This window comes from Streptomyces sp. NPDC102274, assembly GCF_044766385.1.
Classification (GTDB): domain Bacteria; phylum Actinomycetota; class Actinomycetes; order Streptomycetales; family Streptomycetaceae; genus Streptomyces.
On sequence record NZ_JBIWLW010000035.1, the window covers coordinates 47282 to 63881 of the forward strand.

Genomic DNA, 16600 nt, shown 5'->3' on the forward strand with positions numbered 1-16600 from the left:
TGCGATGCACCGGCCCGTCGGCATGACCGGCTCGATCGAGCGTCAGGGTGCCGGTGCCGCCCAGACCGCCTGGGCCTCCTCGCGCCGCTCGCCGAACGCCGCCTGTTCGAGGGGACGTTCGGCGAGCCGGCCGTTCGCGAACCTCGCGTCGGCGCGGACGAGGCGCCGGCGCCAGGGCTCGCGCCCGTCACCTGCCGGGCCGGTACCTCCGCTCGACATGGCCCTTGAGGTCGTCGGGGTAGAAGTAGACGGGTCGCAGATCCCCGTTCGCGTAGCGCTCGGCCTGGTCGTCGAAGTGCGGCGAGTCGGGGTGCCCGCTCACCCCTCCCGCCGTCACCGCCCAGGCGCGCAGTCGCGGCCCGAACTCCACCACCGCCACGAAACTGTTGCCGCTGGTGCCGTAGTAGCGCTTCGTTCCCGGGTACGCCTTGGCTCCGAACGAGGCGAGGGAGCCCCATCGCGACGAGGCGAAGGGCACGGGGATGCTCGGCTTGGCGTCGCTGAACTCCTGGACGATCGCACCGTCGTTGCGCTGGTAGCGGTTGATCTCGCCCCACGGCACCTGCCAGCTGCCGAAGTCCCGCCGCAGCCGGTTCGTCGCTGTCTCCAGCGCCCCGAGCCGCTGCGCGTCCGTGGCGCGGTCGGCGATGTAGTCCCAGCCCGACATCCCGGCCGCTGCCGCCGCCTGGGATGTGAGTGCCCACATGTCCTCACCCCAGAACACGGCCACCGACGTCGCCGTCGACTTCGCGGACCAGCGGTGGTTCCAGTCACGGAGCAGGCCGATCGGACCGGTCAGCTTCTCCTTCCGCCCGTCGTGCTTCGGCAGTTCGTCCCACGCGGCGACGAGCCCCGGCAACAGACGTGCGAAGGCGGTGAGGTACGGATCGAACGCCGCCTCGATCAGCGTGCGCGGGGTGAAGTCGTCGCGCGCGGTCAGTACACGGACCGCCTGCGGACCGCGTGGATTCTCGCCGACTCGGTCGAAGTAGCGTGGATAGTCGGCCGCGTCGGGACTGTCCGCGCCGGCGGCGGTCCAGGGCCAGTTGTTGGTGTTGAACGCCCAGCCGTTCTTCGGGTTCACCGCCTGGGGCATGCTGTCCAGGCTGTGCGCGCCCCGCCAGTCGGTCGCCGGATCACTGCCGTCGACCGGCTTGAGATAGTTGAACCGGTCGTCTCTCACCGGCATGAACTGCGGCATCAGGAAGGCGATGTCGCCCTTCGAGTCCGCGAAGAGTGTGTTGTTCGAGCTGTTCGCCTTCAGTCCCGCGACTTTCAGATACTGCCCGTAGTCGCGCGTCGTGGTGCGCAGGAAGCTCTGGGTGAGGGCCTCGACGGGCTTGTTCATCAGCGCGCACGCGATCCACTTGCCGTCCGCCTCACGCACGATCGGGCCGTGATGTGTGGCCAACGTGGTGAAGCCGCGCTTCTCCTGACCGCCCTGCGCGGTACGGAAGGACAAGGTGACCGTCTTCGAGGTGAGGGGGCGTAGTTCGTCGCCGTAGCGGTAGGAACGCGCACCGTCGGAGCCCGTCACGATCGTCTCGGCGAACTCGTCGATGTTGTCGACGCCACTCGTCGTGTGCATCCAGCCCGTGTGCGCGTTGAAGCCCTGGTAGATGAAGAACTGCCCCCAGGTGGCGGCGCCGTAGACATTGAGCCCCGCGCCGCTCGTCACATGCTGCTCCGCACGGAAGAAGAAGCTGGTGTGCGGGTTGATCAGCAGCAGGGCGTGGCCGTTCCGGGTGTGGCTCGGCGCGATCGCGATGCCGTTTGACCCCGTGGGTTCACGCAGCACCAGCCCGCGCTCCTCGTCGGTGATCGGCACGTCCCGCTCGCCGTAGAAGGCTTCGAGCTGGGAGAGCATCACCGACTCGATGTCGCCGCCGATGCTGCCCTCCGAGAAGCTCAACGGCATCCACGGCTCGAACCGGTTGAGCACGCGTGGACGCACCTCGGGGTGTATCGCGAGGTAGTAGTTGAGTCCGTCCGCCCACGCCCGCATCAGCTCCCGCAGCCACGCCGGGCACTTCGCGTAGTCCTTCTTCAGCTCCTCGGGGTCGAGGAACAGCCGCTGACGCAGGTCCTGCCAGATCGCAGTCTCGCCCTCGGCCTCGGCGAGACGGCCCAGGGCGACGAGGTAGTTCTGCTCGATGCGGTTGAAGTCGTCCTCGGCCTGGGCGTACATCATCCCGAACACCGCGTCGGCATCGGTCTCGCCCACCACGTGCGGAACGCCCCAGTCGTCCCGTGTGATCGTCACCCGGGCGGCGTGTCCGCGCCAGCGGGCCTCGTCGGCCGAAGACGACACCGACCCCGCGAACGCCGTGCCGGACGGCAGCCCCGCGGCTACGGCCAGCCCGGCCGCTCCGCCCAGGACGCGGCGTCGGCTTGGCCCGAAGTTCTGCGGATGGCTCATGAGCGGGTCCTTCTTCCTTCGAGAATCAGGGGATCGTGCGGCATTACGCGGGCTTGTGGGCGATCGCGGCTCACGGCGGCTCACGGCCGGAGGCGTTCGCGCCTTGGGTGGCTCGGATGCGGAACGGCCCGTCGCGCTCGGCGTCTTCGGGGTGAGCGGAGGGGGCGCCGTCCACGGTCACGGAGGCAGGGCGCGGTCGGGACACCTGCGGTCGTTTCGCCGAGATGACGCCGGATGACCGGCGACGCACGCTCATCACCCTGATCGTCACCTCCACGATGCGTCCGGCAACCATGAGTAGGTGCCCCCGGACCCCGCACTGGAGTTCGGGTGATCACCTACGCGCACAGTCCTACCGAGGAAGACGCGCCCTGACAAGGACCTCGCCCTCCGCGAACGGAAGCTGCTCAGGGCCCTGCCGGGTTTCCCGGCCCGGCCCCCGGCGCGCACCGCCAGGACGCGCGACGAGCCCGTGATAGACGCGTGGCCCGGCGCGATCGCCCGGGCCGATCATCGTGGGATGGTCCCGATTCCCCCGACGGCCGCCCCGGCATCGGCGCCGCCCTGATGAGACGTCTGATCGCCGCGCAGTTCCCCCCCGGTGGAGCGGGCTGTCCGGTCGGAAGCCCACGTCCGGAGCGGGTTGACGTGAAATTGGTGGGGCCTTGCGTGGAACAAAGGGGTTTTCACCCCGGTGCGTTGTCCGGGGCTGGTCTGTCTGCTGCGGACGGGACGACCCGGTGCCGGTGACGGGCGGTGCCATGGGTGTCGCGGGGCGGCTGGCTTCGTGTCCGTGGCTAGGGTCTTTCGTTTGGATCAGGCCGGATCAGGGAGCGGGGGCTGGTGCCGTGGATCGCGAGGCGGAGGTGGGAGCCGACGCGGAGGGGGCACCTCCCACGCCCTTGAGGCTGTGGGGGAGTCGGCGACTGACGACAACGTGGCGAGGCATGGTGCCAGGGCTCGCGAGCCCGGCCTGATCCAAACGAGAGGCCCTAGGCGCCGTCGGCGGGTGTGCTGTTCGTGCAGAGTGGGTGAGAGCGAGTTCGTAGGTGAGGTCCTGCAGTACGGCGGCCGGCGCGTGGGCGGAGAATTCCAGGGTCCACGCGGGTTGTTCGGCGGTGTTGCCGCCCCAGACGGTCCAGACGCTCCCGGAGTGGCTGGAGGGAGCGCCGGCGCGGCGACGTCGAGGCGGAGACCTGTTTCACCGTCGGGCGCGGGCCAGTTGATGTCGTGTCCGTTGATGGTCTGTGTCCAGCTGAATTCGGTCAGCGGGCGGGTGACCGTCGTCAGGGTGCGTTCGGTGAGGGGCTCGCTGGTCCGGTCGGTCCATGCGGCGGCGGTGTCGAGGCTCTTGAGGAGGGTCTCGATCATGTCGGTGGGGGTACCGGCGGTGGCGGTGGCGTGCCAGGTGCGTACGCCGACGGGCGATTCGTAGGAGGCGATGGTCCGGGCGACGTCCCGGGCGCGGGCCCCGGCGTAATCGGTGCCGCCCGAGACCATCTAGTCTATTCTCGTACTAGTTCCAGTTCAGTAATACTCGGGATCCCTATCTAGGGGGTGGGATGACAGACGCAACGACTGACTGGCAGACGGGGTGGCTGCGGGGAGCTCTCGAACTCGCTCTCGCCGCGGTCCTGGCCGAGGGAGCCGGACATGGCTATGCACTGGCGCAGCGCCTGGCCGAGCACGGTTTCGGTCAGGTGCGGGGAGGCGCTCTGTATCCGGTGCTGGGGCGGATGGAGCGCGACGGGGTGGTGAGTGCCACGTGGAAACCAGGCGAGAACGGGCCAGGACGAAAGGTCTACGCGCTCACCGAGACGGGGCTCGACAGGCTCCGGGGCCAGCGGGCGCAGTGGGCCCGGTTCTCGGTCCTGATGGACGGCCTGCTGGGGACGGATCGAATCAACGAGGGGGACGGATGACTGCACAGCAAAGTGAGACGAGTGAGAAGTGGGCGGCGCGTCTGGAGCTGCGGTTGGCCCTGCAGCCGGGCATGGACCGGGCCGCGGTGGAGGATGTGATCGGAGAGGTCGCCGAGCACTGCGCGGAGACGGGCGAACACCCGAGGGACGCTTTCGGGGATCCGAACGAATACGCCTTACGGGTCGCCCGGGAGCGCGACCCGGTCGGTGAGCGGGCCGGGCGGGACTGGGCCGGTCTTCGTCCGGCCGATCATCTACGCGTAGGCGTGCATGGAGTTGCCCTCTCGCTGGTGGTCGGGTCTGGGCTGGCGCTGGTCCGCGGTGAGGGGTGGGTGAAGCTCACGTTCGCGGGCGTCGCCGGGTCCGTCCTGGTCATGGCCGCGATGGTGGCAACTGGCTCGGTCCTTGCTTTGCGTACCGCCGGGCGGCTCAAGGCCGCGGCCTCCGCCGCGGTAGGCGTCCTGGTCCTGGTCATGGCTGGTGCCGTTGCCTTCCTCGGACTGTCGCGCGAGACCATGGGGCAGCTACCGGCGTGGGCGTTCGCCGTGGGCGGGGCATCACTCGCTCTCTTTGGCTGGTGGCTGGAACCCTCGGCCGGCTCGCGGCGCAGAGCCACGAGCGCGCCCGGCCAAGAGTCGGGCAGCATGGAATCTGCGGTCTCCGGAGCCGACGCGTCAGAGACTGATCGGTGGCTCGGTCACCTCGCCGGCCTGCTGTCCGGCAGGCATGGCATCCCCCGCCGTCGCGTGCGGCAACTGCTCGCCGAGACCCGGCTTCACCTCGATGCCACCGGGCGCGCCCCGGCTGAGGAGTTCGGCCCTGTGGAGGTCTACGCACTGGAGTTGGCCGACCAGTCAGGTCGGCGGGCCTGGTGGACACGCGAAGGTGGGTATCTCGCGCTGCTCGGCGTGCTGTTCGCGGGCCACGGGCTGGACCGCGCCGTCAACAGCGACTTCGGCTGGGCTTTGTGGGTCTGTCTCGCGGCCCTGACCCTGATCCTGCTGCGGCTGGCCGCGTCCCTTTCAAAAACCCGTACCTGAAAGATTGTGACGGACCTGGAATTCGGCACACTCGGGCTCTCCTTGACCTCATCGCGGGTCGGCGACCCACAGCAGCGGCGGGGCCCAGCATGGCCGCTCCAGGGCCTCTCGTTTGGATCATGCCGGGCTCGCGTGCCCTGGCACCATGCCTCGCCACGGCGGCAGGCATCGCGTCGGCTCGCGTCACGGCCCGACTGGGAGGAGCGTGGGTCGTGAGGCGCTGTCCGAGCGCACCGCGAACTCCACGACCTGGGCACGGCGGGTGGCAGCGAAGCCGGTGCGGGTCCAGGCGTCCACAGGACGCCGGGGATCTCGCCGAGGGTGAATTCGCGTTCGAGGACGCCGTCGTCGAGGCGCTGTTCGGAAGTGCATCGCATGGTCGTGCCTTTCGGGAGTGCCGACGATGCCGCCGCCATGAGCCTCCGTGGTGGGCCCGGCGCGCCCCTGGCTCCCGTTTACAACGGGCCTCCGCCACCAAGCAGTCCAGCAGCACCGCCCGGGGCCGGGCGGGTTTGGCGTGGGTGCCGTCGTACTCCGAGCGGCTACGGCCGGACGCCCAGGCGACCGTGGCCGCGCTCACCGAATTGACCGGCCGCACCCCGGTCCTGCTGACCGGCGACAACGAACGTGCCGCCCGTCGCCTGGCCGCCGAGGCCGGCATCACCGACGTCCGCGCCTCACTTCCCGGCCGTGGTGATGGCGGTGGCGTGGTGTTCACCTTTGCCAACGTCCAGGCCGAGGAAGGCGTCTGTGTCGCTGGTGTCGATAACGTCGTGGTTCCTTGGGTGCTGTTCACCGGCCTCGCCATGGCGCCGATCGCCACAGAACGGTCCCAATGTCTTTCGGTACACGCGAGTCACCCTGGCGGGGGTGCTCATCAGGTCGAAGACCGGCTGGCGCGTCCCATGGAGGGAGCGGGATTTCGGTGGTCCGCTACCGCCCGCGGATTAGGGGAAGTGCGCGCCACCCGCGCGGTCTCGGCCCGCGGGCTCAGACGAGGGCGGCGACCAGCAGGGCGAAGGCGGCGATGATGACGGCGACGCGGACGTAGTGGAAGCGATCCCAGCGGTTCATCTGCTGCTTCCAGTCGGCCGGCAGGCCGTCGGCGGTCCACGTCTTGACCCGGTTGTTGATCGGGACGAGCAGCAGGATCGACATGACCACGCTGAGGATCAGCAGCGCGGCGGCGGTGACGACGAGGCCGGCGCCGTGGTGGTGCCATCCGGCGACAGCCCAGATTGCGGCGAGGACGAGCGAGCCGATGTACCAGAACGGCATCACGGCGCCGAGCAGCCGGGCCCCGTGGGTGCGGCCGCGCAGGCCGTTGTCGCCGGGGAGGCCGTCGAGGATCGGGTTGACGAAGAAGGCGACGGAGAACTCCACCCCCACCATCACGCCGACGGCCACGGTGGTGAAGACCTCGAGTGCATTGAGCATGATGACCCCTCCTGGGATCTAGCGTTGCTAGATGACGAGGCGACGCTAGCACTGCTGTCGCTCGATTGTCTAGCGGTGCTAGGATCGAATCATGTCGGTAAAGGAACGCAAGGAGCGCGAACGGGCGGGCCGCGAACGTCTCATCGTGGCGACGGCCCGCGAACTCGCCGAGCAGCAGGGCTGGGACGCGGTCACCACCCGCCGGCTCGCCGAGCGCATCGAGTACAGCCAGCCCGTCCTCTACAGCCACTTTCGCGGCAAGCGCGAGATCATCGGTGCTGTCGCCCTCGAGGGCGCCGCCGAGATGGCCGCGGCGGTGCGGGCCGCGGCCTCCGCCGTGGACGGCCCGCGCGCCCGGGTCACCACCCTCGCCCGCGCCTACCTCGACTTCGCCGAACGTAACCCGGCGGTCTACGACGCCATGTTCCAGCTCGACGGCGGCCTGGCGTTCGCGAGGGAGGACACCCCCGAGCCTCTGAAGGACGCCTTCGCCGCCCTGTTGGAGAGCCTCGGTGAGGTCGCCGGGGACGGCGTCCACCCGGCGCTGTTCACCGAGGTGTTCTGGGCGGCCCTGCACGGGCTGGCGACCCTGACCCGGGCGGGACGGCTGCCGCCGGGGGACGCCGAGCGGAGGGTGGAGCTGCTGGTGGACCGGCTCGCCATGGTCTGACGCACCGTCCGGGCGGGCAGCCGGGGGCTTGCGGCCCGGCCGCCGGCCCACGGCATCGCTTCTGGCCACTTGCGCCCACGCGGCGGAGCCGCAACGCCCAGCGTGCGCACGCGCAGCTGATCATGGTCGGGGACTCAGCACAGGCGATCTACGGATGGCGCGGCGCCCGCGACGTCATGACCGGCTTCGACGGGCGGCAGTTGACGCTGTCGCAGTCTTTTTGGTTCGGGCGGCGCCTGGCTGACGAGGCGAACCGGTGGCTCTCGATCGTCGAGTCACCCCCGCAGCTGCGTGGCACGCCCACCATCGACACCTGCATCGGCCCCCTGGGCACGGTGGACGCGCTGCTGTGCCGGACGAACGGCGGCGCGATCGCCGAGATTTTTCACGCTGCTGTACGAGGGCACAAGGGTCGCTCCGGTCAACGGGAAGATGGCGCTCACCGAACTGGCGAAGGCCGCTGGTGCGTTGAACTCGGGCCTGCGCGCGTCACACCCCGATCTCGTCCTCTTCCGGAACGGGGGTGAGCACGTTGAGTACGCGGAGGACGACCCCGACTGGGCGGACGTGCTGCCCTTGGTGGAGATCATCGAGAAGCACGGGGGCGAGAAGGTCTTGGCGGCGATGGAGCAGCCACCGGTCTCATCGGACGTCCGCCTGTCCGGATGTGCCGACGCCCCTGCTCCATCGGTCTGCCAGGGCGGCCTCCTCCCGTACCGTCCGCTCGGCGTCCTGGAGCACGTCGAGTGCCTGGTCCCGCGGGATGACCGCCGCGCTCGAACCCTGTGCGAACACGTAGTCACCTGGCCTGACCGCGACCCCGTCCAGTACCACGGGCCGGTTGGCCTCGAAGGGCGTGATGGTGGCGCCTCCCCACGCGACGGCCTCGCCCCCGCAGTAGACCGCGAGCTCCGTGTGGGCCAACTCGCCGAAATCGCGGATCCGTCCATCGGCCAGAACGCCGACTACACCCGTGCCCCTCAGCAGGGAAAGCTTCGTCCCGCCAGCCATCGAGGTACCGGGATATCCATTGCTCGCCATCACCAGGACGCGGCCGGCGCCCCCTTCGCGGACCGCCTCGCCGAACAGGGCGGAGAAATTGAACTTCTCCGCGGGAAGCGCGGCCTCACACGAAGGGAAGAAGGAGATCGTCACCGCAGGGCCGAACAGCAGCCGGTCGGGCGCGGGACTTGCCAGATCGACCAGGTGACTGCGATGTCGATGCAGCCGCCCCAGGGCGTCCACGACGTCGGCCGTTCCCACGCGCTGCGCGAGGTCGATCAGGCGTTCGCCGGTTTCCATTCCTGGGCCTCCTCGTTCGCGAAAAGTATGCATAAGCACACAATATGGTGCATTACGCCACGAACTTCGCATGGCTCGGAGCCGCGGAGGTCTGGGCTCTCGGCGTGAAACCATTGATCGCCCGCCGCGGCACCGAGCACGGCTCCGGCCTGGGTACCCGGCGCTCGGTCGTCGAGCACGCCTTCGCCCACCTGCACTGGTTCCGCCGCCTACGCATCCGCTGGGAGACACGCGACGACATCCACGAAGCCTTCCTCACCCTCGGACGCGCACTCATCTGCCGGCGACGTCTGAAGTCGTTGCGGCAGTAACCTTCACCGCACGTGAGAGCAGTCGGAATCAGGGTCCCGCGTGATAGCGATCACGTCGTCGAGCCGGCCGCGCACAGCGAGCAGGTCGGTGATCCGCTGGTCGATGCGGACACGCTCGGCCGTCAGCTGGTCCAGGAGCGCCGGGGGCGTTTCACCCGAGTCCACGCACGGCAGCACCTCGCGGACCACTCTGCTCGGGAGGCCCGCAGCATACAGCTGTTGGATCAGCCGGACTCGGGGGACGGCGGTGTCGGGGTAATGCCGCTGGCCGCCGGGGCTGCGGCACGCCTGGAGCAGATCCTGTTCCTCGTAGTACCGCAGCGCCCGGACGCTCACTCCCGCCTTGTCGGCGACCTCACCGATGCGCACCGGTCCTCCTCTGTTCGGGCGGCCCGCCCGACTTGCACCTGACGCCAACGTCAGGTTTTAGCGTAATGGTTGTCGGCGCTCGCCGAACATTCACCCCACTGATCTCACGAACGGCCGGTTCAGGCCGCGTGGAAAGGCAGAACGTCATGCGCGCAGTCCGTTATCACGAGTACGGCGGTGTGGAGACCCTGGTGGTCGAGCAGGTGCCGGACCCGCATCCCGGGCCCGGCGAGATCCGCGTCCGCGTCGCGGCGGCCGGCGTCAATCCCGTCGACTGGAAGGTGCGTTCCGGTGCAGTGCGCGAGGTGCTCCCCGTGGACCTGCCCGCGATTCCTGGGCGTGATGCCGCCGGCGTGGTCGACGAGATCGGTGCGGGCGTGCAGGGGATGAGCATCGGCGACCGTGTCTTCGGGCTGGGCGGCGTCACCGGCGCGACAGCGGAGCTGGCCGTGCTCTCGGCCTGGGCCCACGCGCCTACCACGTGGACCGACGAGGAGGCCGCCGGCGCCGGTCTGGCATCCGTGACCGCGATGGGCGGGCTGAAGGCGCTCGGTCCCCTGCGGGGGCGCACCCTTCTCGTCGAGGGCGCCGCCGGAGGCGTGGGCAGTGTCGCGGTCGAGATCGCGGTGGCTCAGGGCGCCACCGTGATCGGGACGGCCAGCGAACGCAACCACGAGTTCCTCACCTCTCTCGGAGCCGTTCCGACCACCTACGGCACCGGCCTCGCCGAGCGCCTCGCCACTCTCGCTCCGGACGGTGTCGACATCGCGCTCGACACTGCGGCCTCCGGGTCCCTGGCCGATCTCATCGCGATCGTGGGCGACCCTGCTCGCGTGTCGACGATCGCCGACTACGCCAACGCGCATCGACTCGGTGTGCATCTGGCCAACGCGGAGAACGACTCCACGCTCCTCGCCGAAGCGGGCGAACTCGGCCGGCAAGGCCGCTACACACCGCGCATCGAGCGGACCTACCCGCTCGAACGGATCGCGGAAGCGCACGCATACGCCGAGCGCGGACACACGCGGGGGAAGATCGTGGTCCGCATCTGAGCTTGTCCCACCGTTCGGGGCCTCCCGCGGCTTCGGCCGCGGGAAGCCCACGCCTCGGTAGCCGGTTGCGAAGTGCTGTGCCGGTTTGCCGGTCCGACTCCGACGCTGTCGAGGCGGTGCCCGCGGCAGCATCATTCCGCTGCGTCTTCGGCGGGCCAGATCGGGATGCCGGTCCTATGCCCCCGCAGGTTCGCGGCGACCCGTCGTTCAGCCTGTTCGGAGACGCGGCTGCCTACGACGGTCACCGACGTCACGCCGTCGATTTCCATGAGGGCGGGCCGTACGGTCGCGGCCATCGTCACCGGTCGGTACGGACATCCTGTGCACATGCCGGTGAACTGCACTTGCACCTCGCCGTCGTCGGTGATGTGCCTCAGCTCAAGGCCGCCGGCGTGCATGCGGATGTAGGCCGACACCTGGCGGACGCGTTCGGCCAGTACGGATCGTTCCATCGCTTTCACCGCCCTGCTTTGTCCAACTGCTCCAGCTTGCCGGGCACGTCGATGCCCAGCAGTCCGGCCATGTTCCCGCCGAGGATCATCCGCTTGTCCTCGCGGGTGATCTGCGGGTAGCCCCAGCCGTCGCACAGTTCCTCGGGTAGCGTCAGCTCGGCGAAGTTCTTGAGAAACGGCGCGGGCGGCCCGGTCATCGCTGCCTCGGAACCCCAGATGAGCTTGTGCGGGCCGACATCGCGCAGCACCTTCCCCAACTGGTGATGCACTTCGGTCGGCGCGATACGCAGATAGTTCAGCACTCCGGAAAGTGCCAGGTAGACGTTGGGGAACCGGGCCGCGATCGACACGGCCTCGTCGAGGAGGGCCGGCACCCACCGGTCCGCGCGCCGGTCGGCGCGCAGCTGGGCGAGCAGTTCGGCCGGAGCTCCCGGGGCGGGGGCGTAGGGGGTGACGGAGGCGTGGTCGGGCTGCCGTGGAAGAGCCAGGCGCCCGGCGTGTCCAGCAGCCTGTGGCCGCGTCGGGTCGGCGATCGGATTCTCCATCAGGGCGAAGCCCTGCTGGGCGAGTTCCTCGACGCGCACCGCTCCGGGGTGTTGCCCTCGGCCTCCGCGCCGTTCAATGAGGACGGCGGTGTCGGCAGACTCTGGGATGCTCACCAGCCTTGCTCGCCGGACTGAAGTCGATCACGGGCATTCATGGAGTCTGTGAGTGCCGCTGCCCGGGGGGCGCGCTCGGAAGCGTTGCAGGATGCCGGACCTGGCCCGTCCCTCCGGCCTATCCCTGCCCTCGTGTCGTACCGAGACCCGGTTGTCAGGGAGAGCGTCGAGGCAATGGACTTTACCGGCGTCCACGAGGGTGACGTCGGCCTCTCCCCGCAATACGTTTCGCAGCGGGGACAGGTCGACGGACGCCTGGTATCTCTGGCAGGTCAGGCGCAGGGTCAGGGAGCTGAGCGAAGGGAAGGCATCGGCAAGGTCCGGGATCTGTTCACCCGTCAGGACACCCTCCAAGTTGTGTGAGGTGACCTGGGGCAGCGGCAGCGTGGGGAGTGGAACGCCATGCGAGGAGGACAGTCTCAGAGACTTCAGGTTCGCGGCCCGGGTGAGGAAGGCGAGGTTCGCGCCGTCGGGCAGCCGGTGCAGGACGAGTTCCTCGGCCGGGCTGTCAGCGAGCGCGGTCAGGTCTGTGATGACGTCGCACGACTCGACAGCGAGACGGCGCAGCCCGCTCAGCGGGGCAAGGGACGGCAGTGTGACCGATACCGCGCTGGACGGAGCGATTGACAGAGAGTGGACCTCCAGCGGCGCGACGGCGTCGACGAGGTTGGCCGACAGCATCTGGCCCCGCAGGGACAGGTGCGGAATGCGGTCGAGCGCGTCCAGGCAGGCAATCTGCTCGGGGCCGGACAGGTGCAGGGTCAGGTCGTCGACCGGAAGCCCGACCAGAATCTCCTCGGCGAAGGAGCGGGCGTCGAAGTAGGGCCAGGGCAGGGCGACTTCCTGACGTACGCTGCGGTCGGCGACGCGCTTGAAACGGGCCAGCTGATCGAGCGCGGCCTCTCCCCCGATCCGGGCGATGGTCATCACTGTCGCCCGGGCCTGTTCCGGCGTCAGTTGCTCGGGGCCGGGCCGCAGGCCGAGGACGATATCCCCAGCGGTGGCCAGCTGTTCCCCGTCGGCCGGGGTGTCGGGTGGGATCAGGGTTGACGCCCGAAGCGTGACCGCAGCGCGGACGGCCGGGTCAAGGGTCGTCGCGTGTTCGAGGGCGGCGGCAGCGAGCAGGTGGTAGCGGCGGCGCAACGGCAGGTCGACGGTCTGGTCACCCAACTGGACCAACTTGCGTAGAAGGTAGGCGCGTTCACCGTCCCGGGCGTGACCGATGGTGAGCCGGATCACGTCCTCCCATTGGTCATCACGGCCCGACTCGGCAAGCAGGTCGAGGTCCTCGGCCTCAACGGCGGCCTTTGCCCCCAGGTAGTCCTGGAAGGTGCGGTGAATGAAGTCCACCATGCCGGCGGACGGTTCCCGGAGCAGCCCGCTGCGCAGCAGCAGATAGGCAAAGACATCCTCGGCATGGTCGGGCGGCGCCATTTGCGGCATGGTCGGGAGCTTTTCGCGGATGATGCGCACCGCGGTCGTCTGGACCGCCTCAGAGCGTCCGTTGCGGATCAGCCAGTACGCGATCCTCTGGAGCAGCTGGACCTGCGCCTCCTCCGTGGGCGCGAGCCCTGTCGGCACGGGGATCTCACGCTCCTTGTCGCGGCGCACGAGCAGCATGTTGAGTGCGGCGGCGTACAACTCCATGCGACGCTCGGGAAGATGTGTGAGCCGGTCGCGGTGCAAGGCGCAGATGAGTGCGCACATCAGCGGATTGGTAGCCAGGCGATACAGGTCGTGCTTCTGCCGCAGATTGCTCCGCAAGGCGTCTCGGCAGCGTTCCACCGCTTGGCGTTCCTCGGGCTCGTCGGCCGTGGTGAGAACAGCGTTGTGCCAGCGGTGGACTGCGCCTCATCGCCCCGGATCGCCCCGGCATCGGGGGCACCGACGCCCGTTGCCTGCCGCGGGTCGTGGACTGGGCCGCGGAAGCCACCCTGGTCCTTGACGCGTTGGACGTCGGCTCGGTGGCGCTGCTCGGCGTCTCGGGTGGCGGAGCGTTCGCGGCCGCATGCGCGTCCGAGCTGCCTGACCGCGTCCGCAGCCTGCTGCTCATCGCGCCCGTTGGCCCGCCTGCCTGGCCCACCCGCGGGATGGCAGCCGGGCAGCGCGCGTCCTTGCAGATCGCCCGGCACGCTCCGGCCCTCGGTGGCTGGTCTCTGGGCCGCCTGGCCACGCTGGCGCGCCGGGCACCAGGGCTGTTCCTTCGTCTGGCGACCAGCGAGATGCCCGCCGGCGACCGGCGTGCTCTCGCCCGGTCGGACGCGCGCGCGGCCTTCCTGACCAACTACCTGCGAGCGTTCCACCGCGGCAGCTGGGGAGTCGGGCAGGATCTGCGCGTGCTGACCCGACCCTGGGGTTTCGACCTCAAGTCGATCAGGGTGCCCACGTCGATCCACCAGGGGGACGCCGACACTACCGTCCCGCTCCAGCACGCCCGCCGCTTCGCCGCGGCGATACCGGGCGCACGCCTTCACATCCATCCCGGCCAAGGCCACTTCTCGATCCTCACCGCACCCGAGCAGACCCTGGCGACACTCGCCGCATAGCCGGTCGAGGTTGTCGGCCGGAGATCACGGCGACGGCGCGTCCGGAGCAACCGGCCGACGTCGCCCCAGCCGTCGGGCAGGTACGCCGGGCCGGCGGCGATGCCCGACAGGGGGTTGCCCAGGAAGAGCATCAGGGTGGCTCCGAGGCCGAGTCCGGCCGGCCCGAGCAGCGCCGCGAACCCGAGGAACGGCAGTGAGATGGCGGCCATGCCGAGCGAAAGCCCCAGCGCGGCAGGCCAGTAGGCGCCGTCGATGGTGCCGAAACCGTACTGGAGCACCACTGCCACCGCGGCAGCTCCGGTAGGACGAGGGCTCTCATCACACCAACTCGCCACTACCCGGAGCTCCATTGTTGGTCGAGTCTGACATGGCTGTCGCCTCGCTGTCCGCTTTCGCGGATTGGTGTCGGCATTGGTGTTAGCAGAGCTGCCGACGCGGGCGACACCGCATGCGCTGAGGGGCTGCTGAGGCGGTTACTGCTCCGGCAGGTGACCCTTGAGGAGCAGTCGAGGTCATGCCCCGTTGCGCGCCGAGCGGTTCAGGCGGAACGCGGAGATGAGGAAGAAGACGCCGCCGAGGAAGGAGTAGCCGGCGAGGACTCCCAGCGAGGGGTTCTCGCTGCCGGCCTGCGCGAAGAACGACGCACCGGCGAAAGCGGAGATGGCGCCGCTGATGATCATCGCCCACTGGCCGCCCAGTTTCCGGCGGACGGCGCCCGCGACGAGTTGGACGATTCCCGAGGTGACGGCCCAGACTCCCCAGACCCGCAGCACGGCCGGGATGCCGGACGTGGCGGCGACGGCCAGGGCGATGGCTGCCAGCGAGCTGATCGCGATGTTCACGTACAGGGCAGGAGCCGTGGTGCCGTTCGTCCTGGCGGACCGGACGTCGACGATCGCGGCCGCCACGTCGAACAGGGGGTAGATCACCAGCAGCGTCACACTGAGCGGGCCGAGTGTGCCGGCGGTCGCGAACAGCAGGGCGGCCCACACGGCGGCGAACGCGAAGCGCAGGAAGTACAGCTTCCGCAACGTCACGGGAACGCTGGAGGGGGCGGTGCTCACGAGGGTGTCCATGGGGGTGCCTTTCAGTGGTGGTGTAGTGAGGTGAGACGGGTGGGTCATCGCGTGCCGTGGTCCGCTTCTTCGATCAAGTGCATGAGGCCGTCCGCGGCGGCGGTGGGAACCGGCGTGAGGAGCAGTTCGGGCAGCGGGTGCGCCACGGGCTGGGCCAGTTGCCCAGGCGTTCGCCCGTGTCGGGGGCGAGTGCCTTCACGTCGCTGTCGCCGGCCGCGGCGTTGCTGATGACCGCGCCGCCGCAGGAGTGTCCGGCCAGGACGACCGGGCCGTCGAGCTGTGGAGGACGTCCTTGAGGGCGGCGGTGTCCGTCGGCAGGCCGCGCAACGGATTGGCGGCGGCACGCACCCGGTAGGCGTCGTGCCGGAGCCGCTGGTTCACGCCGTTCCAGCTGGAGGAGTCGGCGTAGGCGCCCATGCACCAGCACCACGGTCGGCTTGTCACCAGCAGGCTTCCCCTGGTGTGTGGCGGGCTCGGGGGCCGGGGACGGCTGGGAGACGGCGGCCGGCAGGGTCACGAAGCCGGCCACAGCGGCCAGGGCCACACCCGGGAAAACGATGTCGCGACGGAGAGCCATGAAGGCACTACCAATCAGGATGGAGAACGTTCTGTCTTGTCGCGAGATTTAACGGGACCGGCGTAGCCACTGTCAAGACCGAACGTTCTACTTCATCGGCTTGGTACGCTGTACCGCATGAGTAGGAGCCCAGACGGCGGCAGCGCATCCGCAGCGCGAGCGCGGCTGCTCAACAAAGCAACCGAGATCTTCTACGCAGAGGGGATCCACTCCGTCGGCATCGACCGGATCACCGCGGAGGCGCAGGTGACCCGGGCCACGCTGTACCGGCACTTCTCCGGTAAGGAAGAACTCGTCCTCGCGTATCTCGGCCAGGCCGACCAGGGAATCCGGGGACAGATCGCCGCGGCGCAGGCAAGCAGCCAGTCGGTGGTCGATAAGGTCCGGGCCGTCTGCAGGTCCATCGCCGACGGCATCCAGTCCACCGGTTTCCGCGGCTGCGCCTTCCTCAACGCGGCGGCCGAGTATCCCGATCCCGACCACCCGATCCACCAGGCCGTCCTGGCCCACCGGCAATGGTTCCTGAACACCGTCACGGACCTGCTGGCACAGACCGGCGACGCACCCGCCGACGCAGCCGGCCGGCACCTCGTCATGCTCAGGGACGGCGCCATGGCGGCCGGCTGCCTCTTCGACCCCGAACTGGTCTCCGAAACCTTCCTGCAGGGCGTCGAAGGGATCCTGCAGGCGCGCACCGCCTCAGCGCCTGCGCCAGGCCCGGCCACCTCCGACACCACAGGCGTGGCTCCCTGAGCTCTCGCGTCACCG

18 protein-coding genes and 5 pseudogenes are annotated in these 16600 nt (G+C 69.4%); 9 read left to right on the forward strand and 14 right to left on the reverse strand.

Annotated elements, in window-relative coordinates; all coding sequences use genetic code 11:
- Positions 1-42 precede the first annotated feature (42 nt).
- The 3 genes and pseudogenes from ACIRQP_RS33825 to ACIRQP_RS33835 all read right to left on the reverse strand — a co-directional run.
- Positions 43-219, reverse strand: coding sequence for a hypothetical protein (locus ACIRQP_RS33825; RefSeq protein WP_403897134.1), 177 nt, complete (start codon positions 217-219; stop codon positions 43-45).
- On the reverse strand, positions 188-2419 hold the full coding sequence (locus tag ACIRQP_RS33830) for a penicillin acylase family protein (protein WP_403897137.1): 2232 nt from the start codon (positions 2417-2419) through the stop codon (positions 188-190). The genes ACIRQP_RS33825 and ACIRQP_RS33830 overlap by 32 nt, the downstream gene beginning before the upstream one ends.
- A gap of 826 nt (positions 2420-3245) precedes the next feature.
- Positions 3246-3584: pseudogene (locus ACIRQP_RS33835) on the reverse strand (DUF317 domain-containing protein); the annotation flags it as partial.
- Between the two features lie 397 nt (positions 3585-3981).
- On the opposite strand from ACIRQP_RS33835, the gene ACIRQP_RS33840 reads away from it, so the two are divergent.
- Both ACIRQP_RS33840 and ACIRQP_RS33845 read left to right on the forward strand, forming a co-directional pair.
- A complete protein-coding gene (locus tag ACIRQP_RS33840) occupies positions 3982-4341 on the forward strand; it encodes a PadR family transcriptional regulator (protein ID WP_403897139.1) in 360 nt (119 codons plus the stop codon).
- Positions 4338-5381 (forward strand): hypothetical protein, encoded by a 1044-nt coding sequence (locus ACIRQP_RS33845; protein WP_403897262.1) that lies wholly within the window; start codon positions 4338-4340, stop codon positions 5379-5381. Before ACIRQP_RS33840 ends, ACIRQP_RS33845 begins: the two co-directional genes overlap by 4 nt.
- Before the next feature lie 263 nt (positions 5382-5644).
- Here the strand turns inward: ACIRQP_RS33845 and ACIRQP_RS33850 are convergent.
- A pseudogene (locus ACIRQP_RS33850) lies at positions 5645-5758 on the reverse strand (alpha/beta hydrolase); the annotation flags it as partial.
- Positions 5759-6371: 613 nt separating this feature from the next.
- The gene (locus ACIRQP_RS33855; protein WP_403897142.1) at positions 6372-6818 is read right to left on the reverse strand and encodes an anthrone oxygenase family protein; all 447 of its coding nucleotides are present in this window, start codon (positions 6816-6818) and stop codon (positions 6372-6374) included.
- A gap of 91 nt (positions 6819-6909) precedes the next feature.
- Between ACIRQP_RS33855 and ACIRQP_RS33860 the strand changes: the two genes are divergently transcribed.
- The 3 genes and pseudogenes from ACIRQP_RS33860 to ACIRQP_RS33870 all read left to right on the forward strand — a co-directional run bounded on the left by ACIRQP_RS33860 (position 6910) and on the right by ACIRQP_RS33870 (position 8015).
- On the forward strand, positions 6910-7488 hold the full coding sequence (locus ACIRQP_RS33860) for a TetR/AcrR family transcriptional regulator (RefSeq protein ID WP_403897144.1): 579 nt from the start codon (positions 6910-6912) through the stop codon (positions 7486-7488).
- A pseudogene (locus ACIRQP_RS33865) lies at positions 7485-7652 on the forward strand (hypothetical protein); the annotation flags it as partial. The gene ACIRQP_RS33860 and the pseudogene ACIRQP_RS33865, both read left to right, overlap by 4 nt.
- Positions 7653-7664: 12 nt before the next feature.
- The gene (locus tag ACIRQP_RS33870; RefSeq protein ID WP_403897147.1) at positions 7665-8015 is read left to right on the forward strand and encodes a hypothetical protein; all 351 of its coding nucleotides are present in this window, start codon (positions 7665-7667) and stop codon (positions 8013-8015) included.
- 115 nt (positions 8016-8130) lie between these two features.
- Here the strand turns inward: ACIRQP_RS33870 and ACIRQP_RS33875 are convergent, their stop codons facing one another.
- Positions 8131-8790, reverse strand: coding sequence for an RraA family protein (locus ACIRQP_RS33875; RefSeq protein ID WP_403897150.1), 660 nt, complete (start codon positions 8788-8790; stop codon positions 8131-8133).
- 101 nt (positions 8791-8891) lie between these two features.
- On the opposite strand from ACIRQP_RS33875, the pseudogene ACIRQP_RS33880 reads away from it, so the two are divergent.
- Positions 8892-9101, forward strand: a pseudogene (locus tag ACIRQP_RS33880) (transposase); the annotation flags it as partial.
- 3 nt (positions 9102-9104) lie between these two features.
- Here ACIRQP_RS33880 and ACIRQP_RS33885 read toward each other — a convergent pair.
- Entirely contained in the window at positions 9105-9470 is a 366-nt protein-coding gene (locus tag ACIRQP_RS33885; RefSeq protein WP_403897153.1) for a MerR family transcriptional regulator, read from the reverse strand.
- Positions 9471-9616: 146 nt separating this feature from the next.
- Here ACIRQP_RS33885 and ACIRQP_RS33890 point away from each other — a divergent pair, with 146 nt between their 5' ends.
- Complete coding sequence (locus tag ACIRQP_RS33890; RefSeq protein ID WP_403897155.1) at positions 9617-10522, forward strand: NADP-dependent oxidoreductase; 906 nt, start codon at positions 9617-9619, stop codon at positions 10520-10522.
- A gap of 131 nt (positions 10523-10653) precedes the next feature.
- Here the strand turns inward: ACIRQP_RS33890 and ACIRQP_RS33895 are convergent, their stop codons facing one another.
- The 4 genes and pseudogenes from ACIRQP_RS33895 to ACIRQP_RS33910 form a co-directional block, all read right to left on the reverse strand.
- Complete coding sequence (locus tag ACIRQP_RS33895) at positions 10654-10974, reverse strand: NifU family protein (RefSeq protein WP_403897158.1); 321 nt, start codon at positions 10972-10974, stop codon at positions 10654-10656.
- A 5-nt stretch (positions 10975-10979) separates the two neighbouring features.
- The gene (locus ACIRQP_RS33900; protein WP_403897255.1) at positions 10980-11348 is read right to left on the reverse strand and encodes an amidohydrolase family protein; all 369 of its coding nucleotides are present in this window, start codon (positions 11346-11348) and stop codon (positions 10980-10982) included.
- Positions 11340-11519, reverse strand: a pseudogene (locus ACIRQP_RS33905) (hypothetical protein); the annotation flags it as partial. The pseudogene ACIRQP_RS33905 and the gene ACIRQP_RS33900, both read right to left, overlap by 9 nt.
- Positions 11520-11660: 141 nt before the next feature.
- Positions 11661-13397 (reverse strand): NACHT domain-containing protein, encoded by a 1737-nt coding sequence (locus tag ACIRQP_RS33910; RefSeq protein WP_403897161.1) that lies wholly within the window; start codon positions 13395-13397, stop codon positions 11661-11663.
- A 134-nt stretch (positions 13398-13531) separates the two neighbouring features.
- Between ACIRQP_RS33910 and ACIRQP_RS33915 the strand changes: the two genes are divergently transcribed.
- Positions 13532-14179, forward strand: coding sequence for an alpha/beta fold hydrolase (locus ACIRQP_RS33915; protein WP_403897257.1), 648 nt, complete (start codon positions 13532-13534; stop codon positions 14177-14179).
- On the opposite strand, the gene ACIRQP_RS33920 is transcribed toward ACIRQP_RS33915, so the two are convergent.
- From ACIRQP_RS33920 to ACIRQP_RS33930, 3 genes are all read right to left on the reverse strand, one after another.
- On the reverse strand, positions 14104-14466 hold the full coding sequence (locus ACIRQP_RS33920) for a hypothetical protein (RefSeq protein ID WP_403897164.1): 363 nt from the start codon (positions 14464-14466) through the stop codon (positions 14104-14106). The two genes, ACIRQP_RS33915 and ACIRQP_RS33920, sit on opposite strands and share 76 nt — an antisense overlap.
- 225 nt (positions 14467-14691) lie before the next feature.
- Positions 14692-15255, reverse strand: a complete 564-nt coding sequence (locus ACIRQP_RS33925; RefSeq protein ID WP_403897166.1) for a hypothetical protein — start codon at positions 15253-15255, stop codon at positions 14692-14694.
- A 195-nt stretch (positions 15256-15450) separates the two neighbouring features.
- Complete coding sequence (locus tag ACIRQP_RS33930) at positions 15451-15699, reverse strand: hypothetical protein (RefSeq protein WP_403897169.1); 249 nt, start codon at positions 15697-15699, stop codon at positions 15451-15453.
- Between the two features lie 250 nt (positions 15700-15949).
- Here ACIRQP_RS33930 and ACIRQP_RS33935 point away from each other — a divergent pair, with 250 nt between their 5' ends.
- Positions 15950-16585: a TetR/AcrR family transcriptional regulator gene (locus ACIRQP_RS33935; RefSeq protein WP_403897172.1), complete on the forward strand. Its 636-nt coding sequence runs from the start codon at positions 15950-15952 to the stop codon at positions 16583-16585.
- Positions 16586-16600 lie beyond the last annotated feature (15 nt).